The 14,000-nt window shown below is 47.9% G+C and carries 17 protein-coding genes; 8 read left to right on the top strand and 9 right to left on the bottom strand.

Annotated features, from left to right (window positions below; genetic code table 11):
* Positions 1 to 74: 74 nt before the first annotated feature.
* The 3 genes from C7R93_RS05355 to C7R93_RS05365 all read right to left on the bottom strand — a co-directional run bounded on the left by C7R93_RS05355 (position 75) and on the right by C7R93_RS05365 (position 2,325).
* Positions 75 to 872 (bottom strand): stalk domain-containing protein, encoded by a 798-nt coding sequence (locus tag C7R93_RS05355; protein ID WP_106837846.1) that lies wholly within the window; start codon positions 870 to 872, stop codon positions 75 to 77.
* 99 nt (positions 873 to 971) lie between these two features.
* Positions 972 to 1,910 (bottom strand): AEC family transporter, encoded by a 939-nt coding sequence (locus tag C7R93_RS05360; protein ID WP_106837847.1) that lies wholly within the window; start codon positions 1,908 to 1,910, stop codon positions 972 to 974.
* Between the two features lie 13 nt (positions 1,911 to 1,923).
* Positions 1,924 to 2,325: a hypothetical protein gene (locus C7R93_RS05365; RefSeq protein ID WP_106837848.1), complete on the bottom strand. Its 402-nt coding sequence runs from the start codon at positions 2,323 to 2,325 to the stop codon at positions 1,924 to 1,926.
* Between the two features lie 811 nt (positions 2,326 to 3,136).
* On the opposite strand from C7R93_RS05365, the gene C7R93_RS05375 reads away from it, so the two are divergent.
* The 5 genes from C7R93_RS05375 (at position 3,137) to C7R93_RS05395 (ending at position 7,215) form a co-directional block, all read left to right on the top strand.
* A complete protein-coding gene (locus C7R93_RS05375) occupies positions 3,137 to 3,964 on the top strand; it encodes an amino acid ABC transporter substrate-binding protein (RefSeq protein ID WP_106837849.1) in 828 nt (275 codons plus the stop codon).
* Between the two features lie 80 nt (positions 3,965 to 4,044).
* Positions 4,045 to 4,878, top strand: coding sequence for an amino acid ABC transporter substrate-binding protein (locus tag C7R93_RS05380; protein WP_106837850.1), 834 nt, complete (start codon positions 4,045 to 4,047; stop codon positions 4,876 to 4,878).
* Complete coding sequence (locus C7R93_RS05385) at positions 4,865 to 5,560, top strand: amino acid ABC transporter permease (protein WP_106837887.1); 696 nt, start codon at positions 4,865 to 4,867, stop codon at positions 5,558 to 5,560. The genes C7R93_RS05380 and C7R93_RS05385 overlap by 14 nt, the downstream gene beginning before the upstream one ends.
* A gap of 18 nt (positions 5,561 to 5,578) precedes the next feature.
* Entirely contained in the window at positions 5,579 to 6,313 is a 735-nt protein-coding gene (locus tag C7R93_RS05390; RefSeq protein WP_106837851.1) for an amino acid ABC transporter ATP-binding protein, read from the top strand.
* A gap of 527 nt (positions 6,314 to 6,840) precedes the next feature.
* Positions 6,841 to 7,215: a YybH family protein gene (locus C7R93_RS05395; protein WP_106837852.1), complete on the top strand. Its 375-nt coding sequence runs from the start codon at positions 6,841 to 6,843 to the stop codon at positions 7,213 to 7,215.
* An 89-nt stretch (positions 7,216 to 7,304) separates the two neighbouring features.
* Here the strand turns inward: C7R93_RS05395 and C7R93_RS05400 are convergent, their stop codons facing one another.
* Positions 7,305 to 8,075 carry an ANT(4')-I family aminoglycoside nucleotidyltransferase gene (locus C7R93_RS05400; protein WP_106837853.1) on the bottom strand — a complete coding sequence of 257 codons (771 nt, stop codon included), beginning with the start codon at positions 8,073 to 8,075 and terminating at the stop codon, positions 7,305 to 7,307.
* Between the two features lie 164 nt (positions 8,076 to 8,239).
* Complete coding sequence (locus C7R93_RS05405) at positions 8,240 to 9,163, bottom strand: LysR family transcriptional regulator (RefSeq protein WP_106837854.1); 924 nt, start codon at positions 9,161 to 9,163, stop codon at positions 8,240 to 8,242.
* Positions 9,164 to 9,307: 144 nt separating this feature from the next.
* Between C7R93_RS05405 and C7R93_RS05410 the strand changes: the two genes are divergently transcribed.
* Positions 9,308 to 9,790 (top strand): DinB family protein, encoded by a 483-nt coding sequence (locus C7R93_RS05410; RefSeq protein WP_106837855.1) that lies wholly within the window; start codon positions 9,308 to 9,310, stop codon positions 9,788 to 9,790.
* A gap of 73 nt (positions 9,791 to 9,863) precedes the next feature.
* Here the strand turns inward: C7R93_RS05410 and C7R93_RS05415 are convergent, their stop codons facing one another.
* A complete protein-coding gene (locus C7R93_RS05415) occupies positions 9,864 to 10,379 on the bottom strand; it encodes a DUF3841 domain-containing protein (protein WP_106837856.1) in 516 nt (171 codons plus the stop codon).
* A gap of 119 nt (positions 10,380 to 10,498) precedes the next feature.
* Complete coding sequence (locus C7R93_RS05420) at positions 10,499 to 11,041, bottom strand: nitroreductase family protein (RefSeq protein ID WP_106837857.1); 543 nt, start codon at positions 11,039 to 11,041, stop codon at positions 10,499 to 10,501.
* A 165-nt stretch (positions 11,042 to 11,206) separates the two neighbouring features.
* Between C7R93_RS05420 and C7R93_RS05425 the strand changes: the two genes are divergently transcribed.
* Positions 11,207 to 11,923, top strand: a complete 717-nt coding sequence (locus tag C7R93_RS05425; protein WP_106837858.1) for a GDSL-type esterase/lipase family protein — start codon at positions 11,207 to 11,209, stop codon at positions 11,921 to 11,923.
* 44 nt (positions 11,924 to 11,967) lie between these two features.
* Here C7R93_RS05425 and C7R93_RS05430 read toward each other — a convergent pair whose 3' ends face one another.
* Positions 11,968 to 12,750: a SagB/ThcOx family dehydrogenase gene (locus C7R93_RS05430; protein ID WP_106837859.1), complete on the bottom strand. Its 783-nt coding sequence runs from the start codon at positions 12,748 to 12,750 to the stop codon at positions 11,968 to 11,970.
* 125 nt (positions 12,751 to 12,875) lie between these two features.
* Here C7R93_RS05430 and C7R93_RS05435 point away from each other — a divergent pair, with 125 nt between their 5' ends.
* Positions 12,876 to 13,757, top strand: a complete 882-nt coding sequence (locus C7R93_RS05435; RefSeq protein WP_106837860.1) for a LysR family transcriptional regulator — start codon at positions 12,876 to 12,878, stop codon at positions 13,755 to 13,757.
* Here C7R93_RS05435 and C7R93_RS05440 read toward each other — a convergent pair.
* A complete protein-coding gene (locus C7R93_RS05440; RefSeq protein ID WP_106837861.1) occupies positions 13,754 to 13,990 on the bottom strand; it encodes a hypothetical protein in 237 nt (78 codons plus the stop codon). The genes C7R93_RS05435 and C7R93_RS05440 overlap by 4 nt on opposite strands.
* Positions 13,991 to 14,000: the final 10 nt, after the last annotated feature.

A 14,000-nucleotide genomic window follows, 5' to 3' on the forward strand; every position in this document is an offset into this window, starting at 1 on the left:
GAGTCACACAAAAACAAGAGGGCCTGCTAAGTGTTCCGCACTAGCTGGCCCTCTGCGTCGTGTCCCCGACTTTCTTATCGACTTCCGTTGCTGTCTGTGGCAAACAACGGCTTCTTAGTCTCTGCATCTAGAAATACAACCGTCGTGTAAGGTGGCAGCTTCACTTTTGCCGCCAGATACGGATAGGAAATCACTTGCGGGTACATTCTGCCTGGATCAGGCAGCGTTTGTTTGACATACACAAAAAGCTGCTCCCAGCTCTGCTCGACTTTGGTTACTTCTAATCCGTAGCCAGGATTCGGTGAGGAGCCGCGTGCGATGACGTAAAGATCACCTTGCTTGTGAATGCCTTGCTGTTCTTTTACCGAGTCAATAAACGTACGTTCCTGTTCTGTCAGCTTATCAGCATCGACAAGTGTAAAGGCACTCTCTTCCCCGGCAACCACAATTTCCACCGCCTTTTTCTCGGCATTCCACGTGATTTGATGTCCGGCCTGCTCTGCCATCCATCTCAGAGGCAAAAACACTTGCTTGTCATGCACGATTGCGCCCTGCCCATCTTGCAGCGACTTGCCATTCAACGCTACTTTTCCTGTAGCGAGTTGAAACGTCAGCGTACCTTTTGCCAGCTTCATTTCTCCATTCGTTGCATCTTGTTTCCAAGTGCCTTCTAAAATCCGGCTCGCATCCTCGGCGGAGACATACGTACGCTGCTGGACGAGAAGTGGTGCTTTTGCCAAGGAAGCTTGCTCTCCGTTTACCAGTATTGGAGCTGAGGTTGTTTGTGGTGTGCTAGACACTGCCGCCTGCACAGGATAAGCCGCCAACACCTGGAGTGTCAGTGCAACAGCCAGAATCGATTTACCTTTCATTGTTGTTCCTCCATCCCTGCTCATCATTTTCGTCATTCTTTACTTGTTAGACATAGGTTTCCTCTGATTCGTTTCACTATGACTGAGATTGGCAAAAGATTAGTGCAAGAGCCAATTTCCCATGACCAGAACAACCGGGATGGACAAGAGCGCCAGCAAGGTGGAACAAACCGTCGTCATGGCACCCATCTCCTCATCTGCCGCATAGCGCCCGAACAAGATCGAGGCCAATGTCAGGGTGGGCATTGCTACTTGCACGAGGGATACGCTGACGATATCGCTGTCGAAAGAAAAAGCGGACAAAAGAAACGCCGTCATCAGCGGAAAAACAACTAATTTAAACGTAAGTGGCATACTCAAAAGCTTCAATGACACTTGCGGTTTGTTGCGCAAAAACATAGGCAAGAGCATACCAATGTACATCATGGCTAACGGAGAGGCGAGCTTGGACAGCGTTCCAAACAGTTGCTTCACAGGCTCAGGTGGCACAAACCCAATGATGGCAGAACCGAGTCCGAATACGATCGCGATCATGGGGATGTTGATGAGTGTTTTTAGCCCTTTCAAGGAGAAGCTTCCTTTTTCCTGGAGCATCATCACGCCCACTGTCCAGAGCACAACATCCACACCTGCGTCGAAAATAGCAGCCAAGAGCGCCCCTTTTGGCCCAAACAATGCCGCACAAAGCGGCAAACCGATAAAGCCTGTATTCCCCAAGCCGGACAAGAGCGCAATCTCTCGACGTTTTTTCACAGGAAGCGGAAGGGCACGCGCACCTAACCAGCCGATGAAAATGCCCAGGCAGTTTAGGATAATCGAAATGACGAATATTGCAAAAATTTGGTATAAAATTTGTTGATCAATGGTTGTCTGAAAGATCCCGTCTAAAATAATGCACGGCATGGCAACGTTTATAATAATCGTGATGACGAGCTGGCGGGAGTCTGCAGTCAAGGGTTGCCGGTAGCCGATTAAGCTACCGATCCCAATGATGACGGCCATGATGAGGATGGACTGCTGCAACGTTTGTAGTTCCATGCTGTCCTCCTGCCTACATCTCTACCGGAAGCCATTCGAGTTCGGTCGGCTCCCCTTTTTCACATGTTCTCAGCAAGTCCCCGCATAATGGAACAACTTGCTCAAGCGGAACACACCAGGAAAGGGGAAAGGCAACCTCACTACCCTCGATGACGAGCGTGGACATCACCGCCGATTGCTTGTCTGCCGCAAGCACAAAATGCTGTTCAACAGGCTCGTGTTCTTTCCACTGCACCAATACTTTGCCGTTGTTCCCGCCTCCTACGACCAGATCCACATGGTCTCCATACGCTGCGTGAACCAACGTCCGTGTGACTCCATCCAATTGAGCGATTTCCTTCAGCACTTCATGCCAAGCTACATGCTTTTGCTCCATTCCACTTCCATCTGTATACATACGCCAGTCGTTTAACATGTTGGTTGACTCCTTTTGTCGGTGCGCTCTCCTATGAAGAACAAGCACGTCATTGCTTGTAGGCCTTTCATTTCGTACTAATTGTACGCTTCTTGACAAGGAACCTCAACCACTACTTGTGCGACGAGTTTTGGTCTCATGCACATAGCCACCGCATGAATGGAGAATCTTAAAAGAGATAACAAGTGTGAGCGTTGCTGTAGTGGTGGGGAGGAAACAGGAGAAAACGCTCAGCTTCTAGGGCCACCCCCTGAGGGATTGACTGCACGACTCCATGCAAAAAGCGAAACCGCGTCCAAAGTGGTCATTTCAGGATGTATTTCAGAGGTGGACGCTTAAAGACGTGTTTCGCTTTTTGCATTCCGTCTCGGTCGGTGTCCCTAAGATCTTCGCTTATTTCTCCTGTTTCCTCTACGAGCTTTCCGAGTTCATCGGGTTTTTTAAAAAAAGAATGAAGAACGTATTCAGTTACGACAGAGAAGAATATTTCCAGACGTAGCGACTTGTGGAGTCCTCCCAAGCGGAGAAGGGATTTGCGGGCAAAAGAAACGCAACGTGCCCGAGCTACGAAGCGGCTACCCTTTTGCGTTTCCCCGCGAATCCATTCGGAGCGGACAGTCTAGGCTCCCCAGCGGGACGGAGCCTGGAGCCTAGACTGGAATATTCTTCTCCTTACCGCAGCTACATAAAACCTCGTTCATTTAAATTCATAGTAATCAAATAGGATTTAGTAATTTAAAGATTGACAAAGGTATTTTCGAGCACTACTATGAATCCATGAAATCCGATTAACATAAAGGGGATTGTCACCATGAAAAAAGTCATTCTGTCTACCTTACTATCTTGTCTGCTACTGGGAATGACCGGTTGTAGCACTTCCGGTTCTCCTTCTCAGCCGAATAATACGACACCGCCTGCTGATCAGGCAGCTTCTCAAAATTTGCTGGAAAAAGTAAAAGCCGAGAAAAAACTCGTCATCGGTACGGAAGGTACATACTCTCCTTTTACGTATCATGATCAGTCGGGCAAATTGACCGGCTATGATGTGGAGGTTGTCACGGAAGTAGCCAAGCGACTCGGTGTAGAGCCAGTCTTCCAGGAGACACAATGGGATGCGATGTTTGCCGGACTCGACTCCAAGCGCTTTGACGTGATTGCCAACCAAGTAGGAGTTCGTCCTGATCGTCAGGAAAAGTACGACTTCTCCAAGCCGTATACGATTTCTCGCGCGGTTCTAGTGACTCACAAGGACAATGACACCGTCAAAGACTTCAAGGATATTAAAGGCTTAAAAGCCGGACAATCCATGACGAGCAACTACGCTGACCTCGCACGCGCCAATGAGGCAGAAATCGTCGGTGTAGACAACTTCAATCAGGCGATTGACCTGATCGCACAAAAACGCGTGGACGTCGTGCTCAACGATAATTTGTCCGTGCTTGATTTCCTGAAGCAAAAGCCGGATACGCCAATTAAAATCGTGACCAAAAATACAGAGGGCCAACCAACCGCTTTCATGTTCCGCAAAGGCAGCACGGAATTGATTGATGCGATTAACAAGGCGCTCGATGAGATGCAGCAGGACGGCACTCTTTCCAAAATTTCCATTAAATGGTTCGGTGAGGATATCACGAAGTAATTCTTAGACATTGACAAAATTGTCTGTCCCTTTTAGTATGTTCCTATTCAAATTCACATCGGTTTAGTGGGGGTTAATTTATGAAAAAACTATTATTTTCGCTTCTCGCTTCCACTCTGTTAGTCGCATTGGCAGGTTGTGGGTCGTCTTCAACGGGACAGCCACCGCAAAATAGTGCCGCTCCTGCCCCAACAGAAGAGAAAAAAGAACAAAACTTGTTGGAAAAAGTAAAAGCTGACGGTAAACTCCTGATCGGAACCGAGGGAACGTACGCGCCGTTTACGTTCCACGATCAGTCTGGCAAGCTGACTGGCTATGATGTGGAGGTCGTGACAGAGGTAGCGAAGCGCATCGGCGTAGAGCCTGTTTTTCAAGAAACACAATGGGATGCGATGTTCGCTGGACTCGACTCCAAGCGCTTTGATGTCGTAGCGAATCAGGTAGGCATTCGTCCTGATCGTCAGGAAAAATACGATTTCTCCAATCCATACACAGTATCCACAGCGGTCCTCGTCACCCATAAAGACAACACGACCGTAAAAGGCTTCGAGGATATTAAAGGCCTAAAAGCAGCGCAAACACTGACAAGCAACCTCACAGATATCGCGAAGAAAAACGGAGCGGAAATCGTTGGTGTGGAAGGCTTTAACCAAGCGATAGACTTGCTTGTTTCCAAGCGTGTAGACATTACGATCAACGATGGGATTTCCCTGTTGGACTTCATGAAGCAAAAGCCTGATGTTCCTATCAAAATTATCGCAAAAGATCCGAACGTAGCGAAAAACGGCTTCCTCTTCCGCAAGGGCAGCACAGAGCTGGTTGATGCATTCAACAAAGCGCTGGATGACATGACGAAAGATGGTACCCTCGCAAAAATATCAGAGAAATGGTTTGGTGCAGATGTCTCTAAGTAGCTTCTTTGAAAACCCAGAACGCCTGAACCGATGGATGGATATCGCGCAAAGCTCCTTTCTTCCTCTGTTGAAAGGAGCCTTGCTCTATTCTTTGACAATCGCCATCGCTTCCTTTTTCATTGGTCTGATCATTGCGGTTCTCACTGCGCTGGCACGTCTATCCGGCATAAAGCCGCTGATTGCCATCGCACGCGTTTATGTATCGATCATTCGCGGTACCCCTTTATTGGTCCAATTGTTCATCATTTTTTATGGCTTGCCGAGCATCGGCTTGATGATCGATCCGATACCATCGGCAATCATCGGCTTCTCTCTCAGCGTCGGTGCCTATTCTTCCGAGGTGGTACGTGCCGCGATCTTATCCATTCACAAAGGGCAATGGGAAGCAGCCTACTCTGTGGGGATGACTTACTGGCAAGCACTGCGTAGAGTCGTGCTCCCTCAGGCAGCTCGCGTCTCCATTCCTCCTTTGTCCAACTCGTTTATTAGTTTGGTCAAGGATACTTCCCTGGCTTCCGTCGTTCTGGTACCAGAGATGTTTCGCAAAGCCCAAGAAGTCGTCGCTGCGACCTATGAGCCGCTGCTCGTCTATGTGGAAGCGGCCCTTATCTACTGGATGATTTGCTTCGTACTCTCCATTATTCAGGATCGCATCGAAAACAAGCTGGACCGTTATGTCTAAAAAGCAGGTGAATTTCGCATGATTACGATTACGGATGTGCATAAACAATTCAACACCTTACATGTACTCAAAGGCATTTCCCTCTCGGTGGAAAAAGGAAAGGTAGTCGTTATCATCGGTCCTTCTGGCTCCGGGAAAACAACCTTGCTCCGCTGCCTGAATGCACTTGAGATTCCGACCAGCGGCAGCGTCCAGATCGGCGACGTCAAGCTGGACTTTTCCAAAAAAGTGGAGAGAACGAGTATTCCGAAACTGCGGAAGCAGACCGGGATGGTGTTTCAAAACTACAATCTGTTCCCGCACATGACAGCCGTTGAAAATGTGATGGAGGGGCCTGTCACTGTCAAAAAAGTTGACAAAGAAAAAGCGCGTGCGAAAGCCGCTGCTCTCCTGTCAAAAGTAGGTCTCGGTGACAAGCTGGACCATTATCCTGCACAGTTGTCTGGCGGACAGCAGCAGCGTGTAGGGATTGCTCGTGCACTAGCGATGGACCCGCAAGTCATGCTGTTTGACGAGCCTACCTCCGCTCTCGACCCGGAGCTCGTTGGCGAAGTGTTAAAGGTCATGAAAGAACTAGCCCAGGAAGGCATGACGATGATCGTCGTCACGCACGAGATGGGATTCGCCCGGGAAGTTGCCGACGAGGTGATTTTCATGGACCAAGGCTTCATCGTTGAGAGAGATACCCCTTCCAATTTGTTCGCACAGCCTCGTGAGGAACGTACACGTCAGTTTTTGCAGCATTTGAAGTAGTCACCAAAGAAAAGACTCTGCCTCTTGTATAAGAGCACAGAGTCTTTTCTTTGCTAATAAAGCCTTAATCATCAAGGAAGCAAAATACTAGAAAAACGATGATGAGAATCCAAATAAAACCTCCCCCGAAAAAGCCACCACGACCGCAACCCATGCACTTCCACTCCTTTCGAGGTAATCAGATGGAAGCACCGATCTGCTGGCAAGGATCGGTACTCCATTCAGCTTATGACGATCTCATCTCTCCTGTATGGATGCCTGTCTATTCCGTCGGCCAAATAGGAAAAAACGGGTGCTTGCCCTCCGCAATTATCCAAAGCCTAAAAATTAACAAATGCTTCATGTTCTCTCTACTCTTCCTTAACATCAGACATCTATCATGAATGTGTCAGACCCTACGATGGACATTACGTCCTCCATTTCCGCCCGAATAGCCCCCTTCTACATCGGGCGGGCTTTTTTTCTTTGCCTCAAACAGATAAAATATGGATAAATAGACCATTTTTAGTGGAGAGAGGGATTATTTCGTGGAAGGGTATAAACAGGCGTTAGCACAATATATTGACGCTACCAATACACATGACTTTGCCAATGTAGCAAAAATGCTTCATCCGAATGCCATTTACTGGTTTTCCGACAAGACTTGCACATCCATGAGTGAGATCCGCGCTTATTTTGAAAATGCATGGCATCTGATCAAGGATGAAGTTTATGCGGCTACGGATGTCCAGTGGATTGCTGTCGATCAAAGGTCCGCTAGCTGCGTGTATACGTATCGATATCAAGGCTATTACAACGGGGGATTCGTCACGGGAAGTGGTAGAGCCACGAATATTTTTACGAAAACAGAGACAGAGGAATGGAAACTCATTCATGAGCATCTGAGTGGTAAAGTGGAGTAAGCCCCAAAAGTAAAAGCCTCGCTAGGAAGCAAGGCTTTCTTGGTAAGTCGAGACCCCTCGTGCAAGGGGTCTCGTTTGTTTTTTATCGATTAAAAAGGGATTCGCTCTGAATGAATCTCATAGTGATGTCGAGCAGCCCACTCTTGGAGACCATCCCAGAATGCTTCGCAAGCGCTAACGATTTTTGCTGGATCAGTCAGATCCCCCGCCATCATCAATCTGGCTACTTGATCGAATCCAGCCGGACGATGCGGCAATTCCAGCGCTTCCGGCAAAACCTTGGCCCCTGTCGAGTAAAGCTTTCGGTTATGCAGCCCGATCAACATCGCACCGTATTGGGCAAACTCCATAGCCAAGTAGGGCAGATAGGTATGTGGGCCGTTTAGATTTACGTTTCGCAATTTGCCAATAAACTCGTACATTTCCCCTACGAGAATACCGTTGATTGCTTCGGTAAACGCTTCTCTTGCTGGTGATTCTGCGGCTTTTTTGAGCGTTTCAAAATAGGCCTTCGGATCATATAGACGCAGCGGCGAAACGAATGGGCCATGTGTCAGCGGCCAATCATCCTCGACAGTAGCGGCAGTGTTCAGCAGGACGTCTGCACTGCACACATTTACTTCAGCCTTCCAAGGTCCCGCTGACCATTCGTAGCTAAATTCTATTTCTTCCCCTGATTCTTCTAATACACAAAACATCTCGATATCCGAATAAGGCCCATCTGTCCCTCGAGAAATGGAACCATACACCCCAATAGCGAGAACTTTTTCTTTGTACACTTCATGTAATCTCGCAGCTATTTCTTGGCAGGTTTGAAATCGTTCACTTCGAGATATTTTTACAGGTCCATTCATGTTCATTTACGTACATCTCCCTTGATATATTTTGGGGTAGCTGACACAAATACATGAATGGAGGACCTCGGGATTAACGGGGGACTTTTTTTGGATGCATGTGAACTTCCTCCCATCGACCAGATCGTAAGGTTCGTAATGATATGCATTTTACCAAGGATAGGAAAATCTTACGAGCGATTTTTATTCGTGGTGGGCGCATGGGCGTTGTCGATGGCCGATTGAATATACGCTTGTAGTGTATCGATGAAGGTACGAGCGGCGAACCCCATATATTTGTCCCTGCGATAAACCAAACAGATGTCTTGGCTGGGGGTCGGATGCAAGAGGTTGATGATCGCAATGTCGTCGTCGTTTACATTTTGCAGCAATAAGCTAGGCAGAATGCAGCCCCCGATCCCCTTTTTGACAAGAGTCAATAGAGACAAAAGTGTGGTCGTTTCGATATGAGGCTGCAAACGAAAGCCTTCCTGTAAGCAAAAGCGATTGATGAGCTGTCTCGCTTGATGATCCGACGGAAACATCACCATTTTTACATCTTGAAGCTGCTCAAACTTAATTGCCTTTTCCTTGGCAAGTGGATGTGCGGTATGAACCGCAAGCGCGAACTCTTCGTGAAAAAGCGGAATGACAGTGATTCTCTCATCCGGCTCAGGTAACACAGTCACGCCCAAATCAATCTCGCCGGATGTGACTTGCTCCACTATGCTTGTAGACTCAATGACGGATAAGGATGTTTTGGGATACAAGCGGTGGAATTCTACAAGAAGAGCATCAAACAACAAGTCGGCATCGCCAGGCAGGACACCGATCGCGAGCGTGCCCCCTTCGTTGTTTTTCATGGCTGCAATTGCCTCACGTGCGTAGTCGATATGGGAAAAAACATGCCGACTCTGTTCCAGCAATACCTTTCCTGCTTCTGTCAGCGTGATTCGCTTACCTAAGCGGTCAAACAGCGGGACACCCAGCTCACTCTCTAAAAACTTGATTTGCTGGCTAAGATTTGACTGCGAGGTACATAGCTTTTCTGAGGCCCGGGAAAAATGCATTTCCTCACATATTGCCATAAAATACTCCAATTGCCTGAGCTCCATTGCTTCACCTCTTGTGCCCATTATCATTTTCACTAATCATTCTAATCGGAAAAGCATGATTGTTGCATTTTCCCCTACGACGTACACTTTAGTTGACGGTAAGATCACTGTCAATCATAGGAAAATGATAGGGAGGTTTGTCTCATGTCTCAAAGCATGATCACTACAGCCACATCCGTTCGTCAAATTGGCCTACAACAGATTCCGTTGATTCCTGAGGAGCTATTGGATGTTCAATCCCCCGCTTTTTCAAATACACTTCGCTGGAATATCGGACATATCGTCTTTTGTTTTCAACATTTCCTGTCCATCGGCTTGCCTTACCAATCTGACCTGCCCGCTTCTTACGCTACTCTTTTTCAGACGGGAACGAAGCCTTCTGACTGGACGACTGCACCACCCTCGAAAGATGAGCTGATTCACTACTTGTCCGTACAGCTTGAACTGTTGTCCTCCGTCACCCCTGACGAGCTAGAGGCAGCATTGCCAGCCCCCATTACAATGGGTCCCTTCCAGTTTACGACGGTTGGAGAAGTTTTTAACTTTGCCGTCATGCACGAGTCCATTCATCTGGGGATCATTTCAAGCATGGTAAAAGTCGTAGCGCAGGAAGCAGCAGCAAAGTAATTGCAAAAAAACGAGACCTTCGAATGGTCTCGTTTTTTCTTCAGCAAGCGTGTGCCTCGAATGTGAGCAACATTTACCTTGCAAGAAAGTACTCGACACTTTTGACATTCGCTATGTCTATTCTCCCCGTTGTTCCTTGCAATTCTCTATCCTCATAGGCATCCCAACTGGAATCTCGCCTTCTATTCCACGCAAAGATACGCTCCCAGCTTTCCTCTTTTGAAATCGTACCTTTTCCTTGATGATATTCTTCATATTCCTGCTCACTGTTAGCTAAGAAGTCATTATTTAATACCATATGCCATTCATCATAGTCAGAGAGTAAAACCTCTTGTTCATCCAATTCTACTTTGATGCGAACGAACTGGACTCCACTTTCAAAATAGCCTGTGCCCCTCAAATCAGGCTTATCCACCCATAACCAAATCGGGTATTCTCCCCCATACTTTGCTACTCTTTTTTTCATCTGATGAATCATCCATTCGTATTCCTTAGGGAACATCGCATGTTTTCGGTCCCCTTGTAAAAACCCCCGTTCTCGAGCCAATTCCCACACTTCTTGGTTTTGTAACGTCCAAAAAACCCTCATGTCATACACCCTAATCGCATATTTCAAGTTACGTAAACATAATCAAGCACTAGTGTAGCAGGAAGTCGTCCAGTTATCACGAAAAAACGAGACCTCAGATTGGTCTCGTTTTTTTCCATTTATTCGAACCGAGTGAACTTTTCTTCGGCAAGTGTGCGTGTGCGTGCTGCTGGTACATTTTCCTGATCGAAAAAACCGAGGTGCAGGAAACCAACGATTTTCTCTCCTGGTGCAACACCCAAGATGGCATGGGCCTTCGGGTCCCAGTTGTGCGCGTTTGTTTTCCAGACTACGCCTAATCCACGCTCCCATGCGAGCAACTGAAAGTTTTGAATGAGAGCTGCTGTCGCACTGAAATCCTCTTCCCATTGTTTTTGACGCGGATCTTCTTTCATGATGATAACCAAATAAGCTGCCGGTTGGTTGTACATGTCTCTGCGCGCCTGATGGGCTTCTGACGGATAGCAGGTGATCAACTTCTCAACAAACGCTTCTTTTTTCTCGGAAGATACAAACAAAAATCTCCATGGCTCACGAATACCATGGTTCGGCGCATACACAGCGTCATTCAACAGCTCCAGCACAAGTTCTTCGGACACAGTATCTGGTTTATAGTCTTTTTTAATAGAGCGGCGCTCTCGAATGATTTTGGAAATGGACATAACGGTCACCCTCTTCTCTTAGACTCCCACATTTGATAATGGTTATCAATCTTATTCAGAACATATGTTATCGTTTACACTCGGCAAAATCAAGTAAGAAGTAAACGAAACTGCACACCGCGCTTACAGGGATATGGTAAACTTTTGGACGAGGAGGGATGTAGCTTGGACGAACAGCGCCCAGCTCTCATAAAGCCCGGATTTTTCAGTATCGATGCGCCAGCAGACAGACGACGCAACGAATTTGACTTTCATAATGAAGCGCTGCTCTTCCACCAGCAGCCAGTCGATTTTGTTTTTTTCGGCGATTCCATCACGCATTGGTGGGATCTCGCTACCTTTTTTGGCCGGTCCGCTCAGACGATCGTGAATCGTGGAATCGGCGGTGACACAACCGAACAGGCCCGCAGACGTTTTGCCGCGGATGTCCTTCAATTGAAGCCACGGTACGTGGTGATCATGATCGGGATTAACAATACGTGGGCGTTGGATACATTCTTGCCTTCCGACCGACTGACACCTCAAGAGATTTACCAACAGGTGACCAGTGATGTAGAAGCAATGGTGCATGCTGCTCTCGAGCAAAGCATTCAGCCCGTTCTTGGTTCCCTTTTGCCTACATGCATGGACCGATACGCACGCAACCATGAGCGAAACCAACTCGTCATCACGATCAATGAACGTTTTCAAGCGATTGCTGAACAAAGAGACTGTCTCTATGTCGATTATCACTCCCGCATGACGGACGCAGATGGCATCACATTACACACGGAATTGGCTGACGACGGACTTCATCCGCATGTCCTCGGCTACCAGCTCATGGCGACCGTTCTGCGCGATACACTTTCTGCACATGACATCGTACTTGGCACACCATCATGAACGAAAAAAGGATGCGGCATCTTGCGCCCATCCTTTTTTGCTGCTTATTCCGGTCGACGGTCCTTCAGCCAATGCCCACCTGCGATTTTGCCCACTGATGCCATCAAAACAGACAAATGGGTCTTACCATCAATGCCTAAATACTCGTTCATGTCATGATCCATCCAATGACCAATCGTCGTTACCCCAAGCCCCAGTCCATTTGCTACCAAATGCAGGTTCTGCGATACGTGCCCGGAATCCCACCAAATATAGCGATATGCACGCTCTTTGTATTTATCCTTCGTCCGATCGACCATCGCTGTCCAAACAAAATTGACAGCAGCCCGTCTCGTCACCTCTTGTTCTTCTGTGAACAGATAGGCGATCTCGGACGTGTCTTCTCTCTTCAGTCCTTCCAAGCACCAATTCTGTACATCCAGGTGATACAGGCCCTTCTCCAGGCCCTCCACGTTGTTAATCATCAGGTACGTCTCAATCGGATACAAAGCCCCGGCAGACGGTGTCGTGCGCAATTGATAGTCTCCCATATCATCTGTGATGCCCTGTGTACCCCACAGCAGGAGATTCAATTCGTTAAGGGTCATCGGTTGCTTCAAGAAATTACGCTTGGATCTTCGATTGGCGAAAACCTCCCACAAATCTACGGTCGCCGGAAACTGAGGCTTGCCCAATTCAATGCGTACAAATGCCTCTTCATAGCGCAAGTACGTTGCTGGTCTTTTTGAAAAATCGTAACGAGAGGCCCAGCCTTTTTCCAGCTCGCCCACCCGGTAAGAGGTCGCCTCGATAAATTCATTTGCAATTCGCTGCCATTCGGGATGCATCTATGTTCCTCCTCGTAATAACTTGGTGGTGATGTCATTTACTATACGAAGCTCTTTTCCATTAGTAAAACAATGGTTTATAATATTTCTCATAAGAAAAAACTAATGAAAAGGAACGAGGGGACATGACACTTACCCAACTGCAAGTGTTTGTCGCGGCAGCAAAAGCTGGAAGCTTCACGCGGGCAGCAGAGGAAATCGGCTTTACGCAATCCGCCGTCTCGCAAATGATTCAAACCCTAGAAAAAGAATTGGGCGTCAGTCTTTTTCAACGAAGCCGCAGCGGGATTACTCCGACGAGCATCGGAGAGCGAATGCTTGCGCACGCCCGCGACATTTTGAACATCACATCGTGCATGACGGAGGAAGCAAACGTGGCCCGCGGGATTACGTCTGGCACCCTGCGTATTGCCTCGATCCCCAGCGTCGCCTCCCGCTTTTTGCCCGGACTGTTGGGCAGCTTTCGCAAGCGATTTCCTGCCGTGGACATCATGCTTTTGGAAGGGGATAGTGATGAAATTAGCAACTGGCTGCACAGCTCGGTTGTCGACATCGCCTTTACCGTCCTACCTGACAAGGAAATGCAGACATTGCCGCTCTTGCAAGACGAGATGATGGTCATTTTGCCAGATACCCATCCGTTGAAAGACAGCCAAACCCTGCGGTTTTCTGAAATTGCGGAGCGTTGTTTTATCATGCCAAAGGATGGCTGCATCCGAAAAATGCTGCAAGAGAATCACATTAACCCAACCGTTACGTTTGAAGTGCGTGAGGTGTATACGATTTTGACCATGGTTCAGGAGTATATTGGCGTAACGATCATGCCTGAGCTGTACATGCCACCTGTCATCCCCAAAGTCGTAGCGATCCCGCTGTCGCCCCCGATTACAAGGGAAGTGATGCTCGCAGTGCGCAACTGGCAGTCGATCTCCCCACTGACCGCAGAGTTCGCCGTTCACAGCCAGCAATATGTAAAAGGCATGGAACTTACGCGCCAAACCAATTAGTCAAGAACCAAACCTTTTAGAAACGCTAGTATTTCCATGCTTGTCGCTACCGGCGCATCGATCGGCATCAAGTGCTTGGATTTTGGAAGGACCACCGTTTTGCTTTGCGGATGCCTAGCGACCTTTTGGATGCTGCTCTCTCCCAACAAGCTGTGGAAATTGCGTACGACTCTCTCAACCGACGAAGCACCAGTGCTTCCCTTGCGAATTCGTTTGACGAGAAAAGGTTGCAAACTAGCCGAA

The organism is Brevibacillus fortis, from assembly GCF_003013395.1.
Taxonomy (GTDB): Bacteria; Bacillota; Bacilli; order Brevibacillales; family Brevibacillaceae; genus Brevibacillus; species Brevibacillus fortis.

Bases quoted from the DNA above. Each gene is read 5' to 3' on its own strand.
- C7R93_RS05405 (WP_106837854.1), bottom strand. From the start codon at position 9,163: ATGGAGCTCAGGCAATTGGAGTATTTTATGGCAATATGTGAGGAAATG.
- C7R93_RS05360 (WP_106837847.1), bottom strand. From the start codon at position 1,910: ATGGAACTACAAACGTTGCAGCAGTCCATCCTCATCATGGCCGTCATC.
- C7R93_RS05435 (WP_106837860.1), top strand. From the start codon at position 12,876: ATGACACTTACCCAACTGCAAGTGTTTGTCGCGGCAGCAAAAGCTGGA.
- C7R93_RS05420 (WP_106837857.1), bottom strand. From the start codon at position 11,041: ATGTCCATTTCCAAAATCATTCGAGAGCGCCGCTCTATTAAAAAAGAC.
- C7R93_RS05415 (WP_106837856.1), bottom strand. From the start codon at position 10,379: ATGAGGGTTTTTTGGACGTTACAAAACCAAGAAGTGTGGGAATTGGCT.
- C7R93_RS05375 (WP_106837849.1), top strand. From the start codon at position 3,137: ATGAAAAAAGTCATTCTGTCTACCTTACTATCTTGTCTGCTACTGGGA.
- C7R93_RS05400 (WP_106837853.1), bottom strand. From the start codon at position 8,075: ATGAACATGAATGGACCTGTAAAAATATCTCGAAGTGAACGATTTCAA.
- C7R93_RS05410 (WP_106837855.1), top strand. From the start codon at position 9,308: ATGTCTCAAAGCATGATCACTACAGCCACATCCGTTCGTCAAATTGGC.
- C7R93_RS05365 (WP_106837848.1), bottom strand. From the start codon at position 2,325: ATGTTAAACGACTGGCGTATGTATACAGATGGAAGTGGAATGGAGCAA.
- C7R93_RS05390 (WP_106837851.1), top strand. From the start codon at position 5,579: ATGATTACGATTACGGATGTGCATAAACAATTCAACACCTTACATGTA.
- C7R93_RS05380 (WP_106837850.1), top strand. From the start codon at position 4,045: ATGAAAAAACTATTATTTTCGCTTCTCGCTTCCACTCTGTTAGTCGCA.
- C7R93_RS05430 (WP_106837859.1), bottom strand. From the start codon at position 12,750: ATGCATCCCGAATGGCAGCGAATTGCAAATGAATTTATCGAGGCGACC.
- C7R93_RS05355 (WP_106837846.1), bottom strand. From the start codon at position 872: ATGAAAGGTAAATCGATTCTGGCTGTTGCACTGACACTCCAGGTGTTG.
- C7R93_RS05385 (WP_106837887.1), top strand. From the start codon at position 4,865: ATGTCTCTAAGTAGCTTCTTTGAAAACCCAGAACGCCTGAACCGATGG.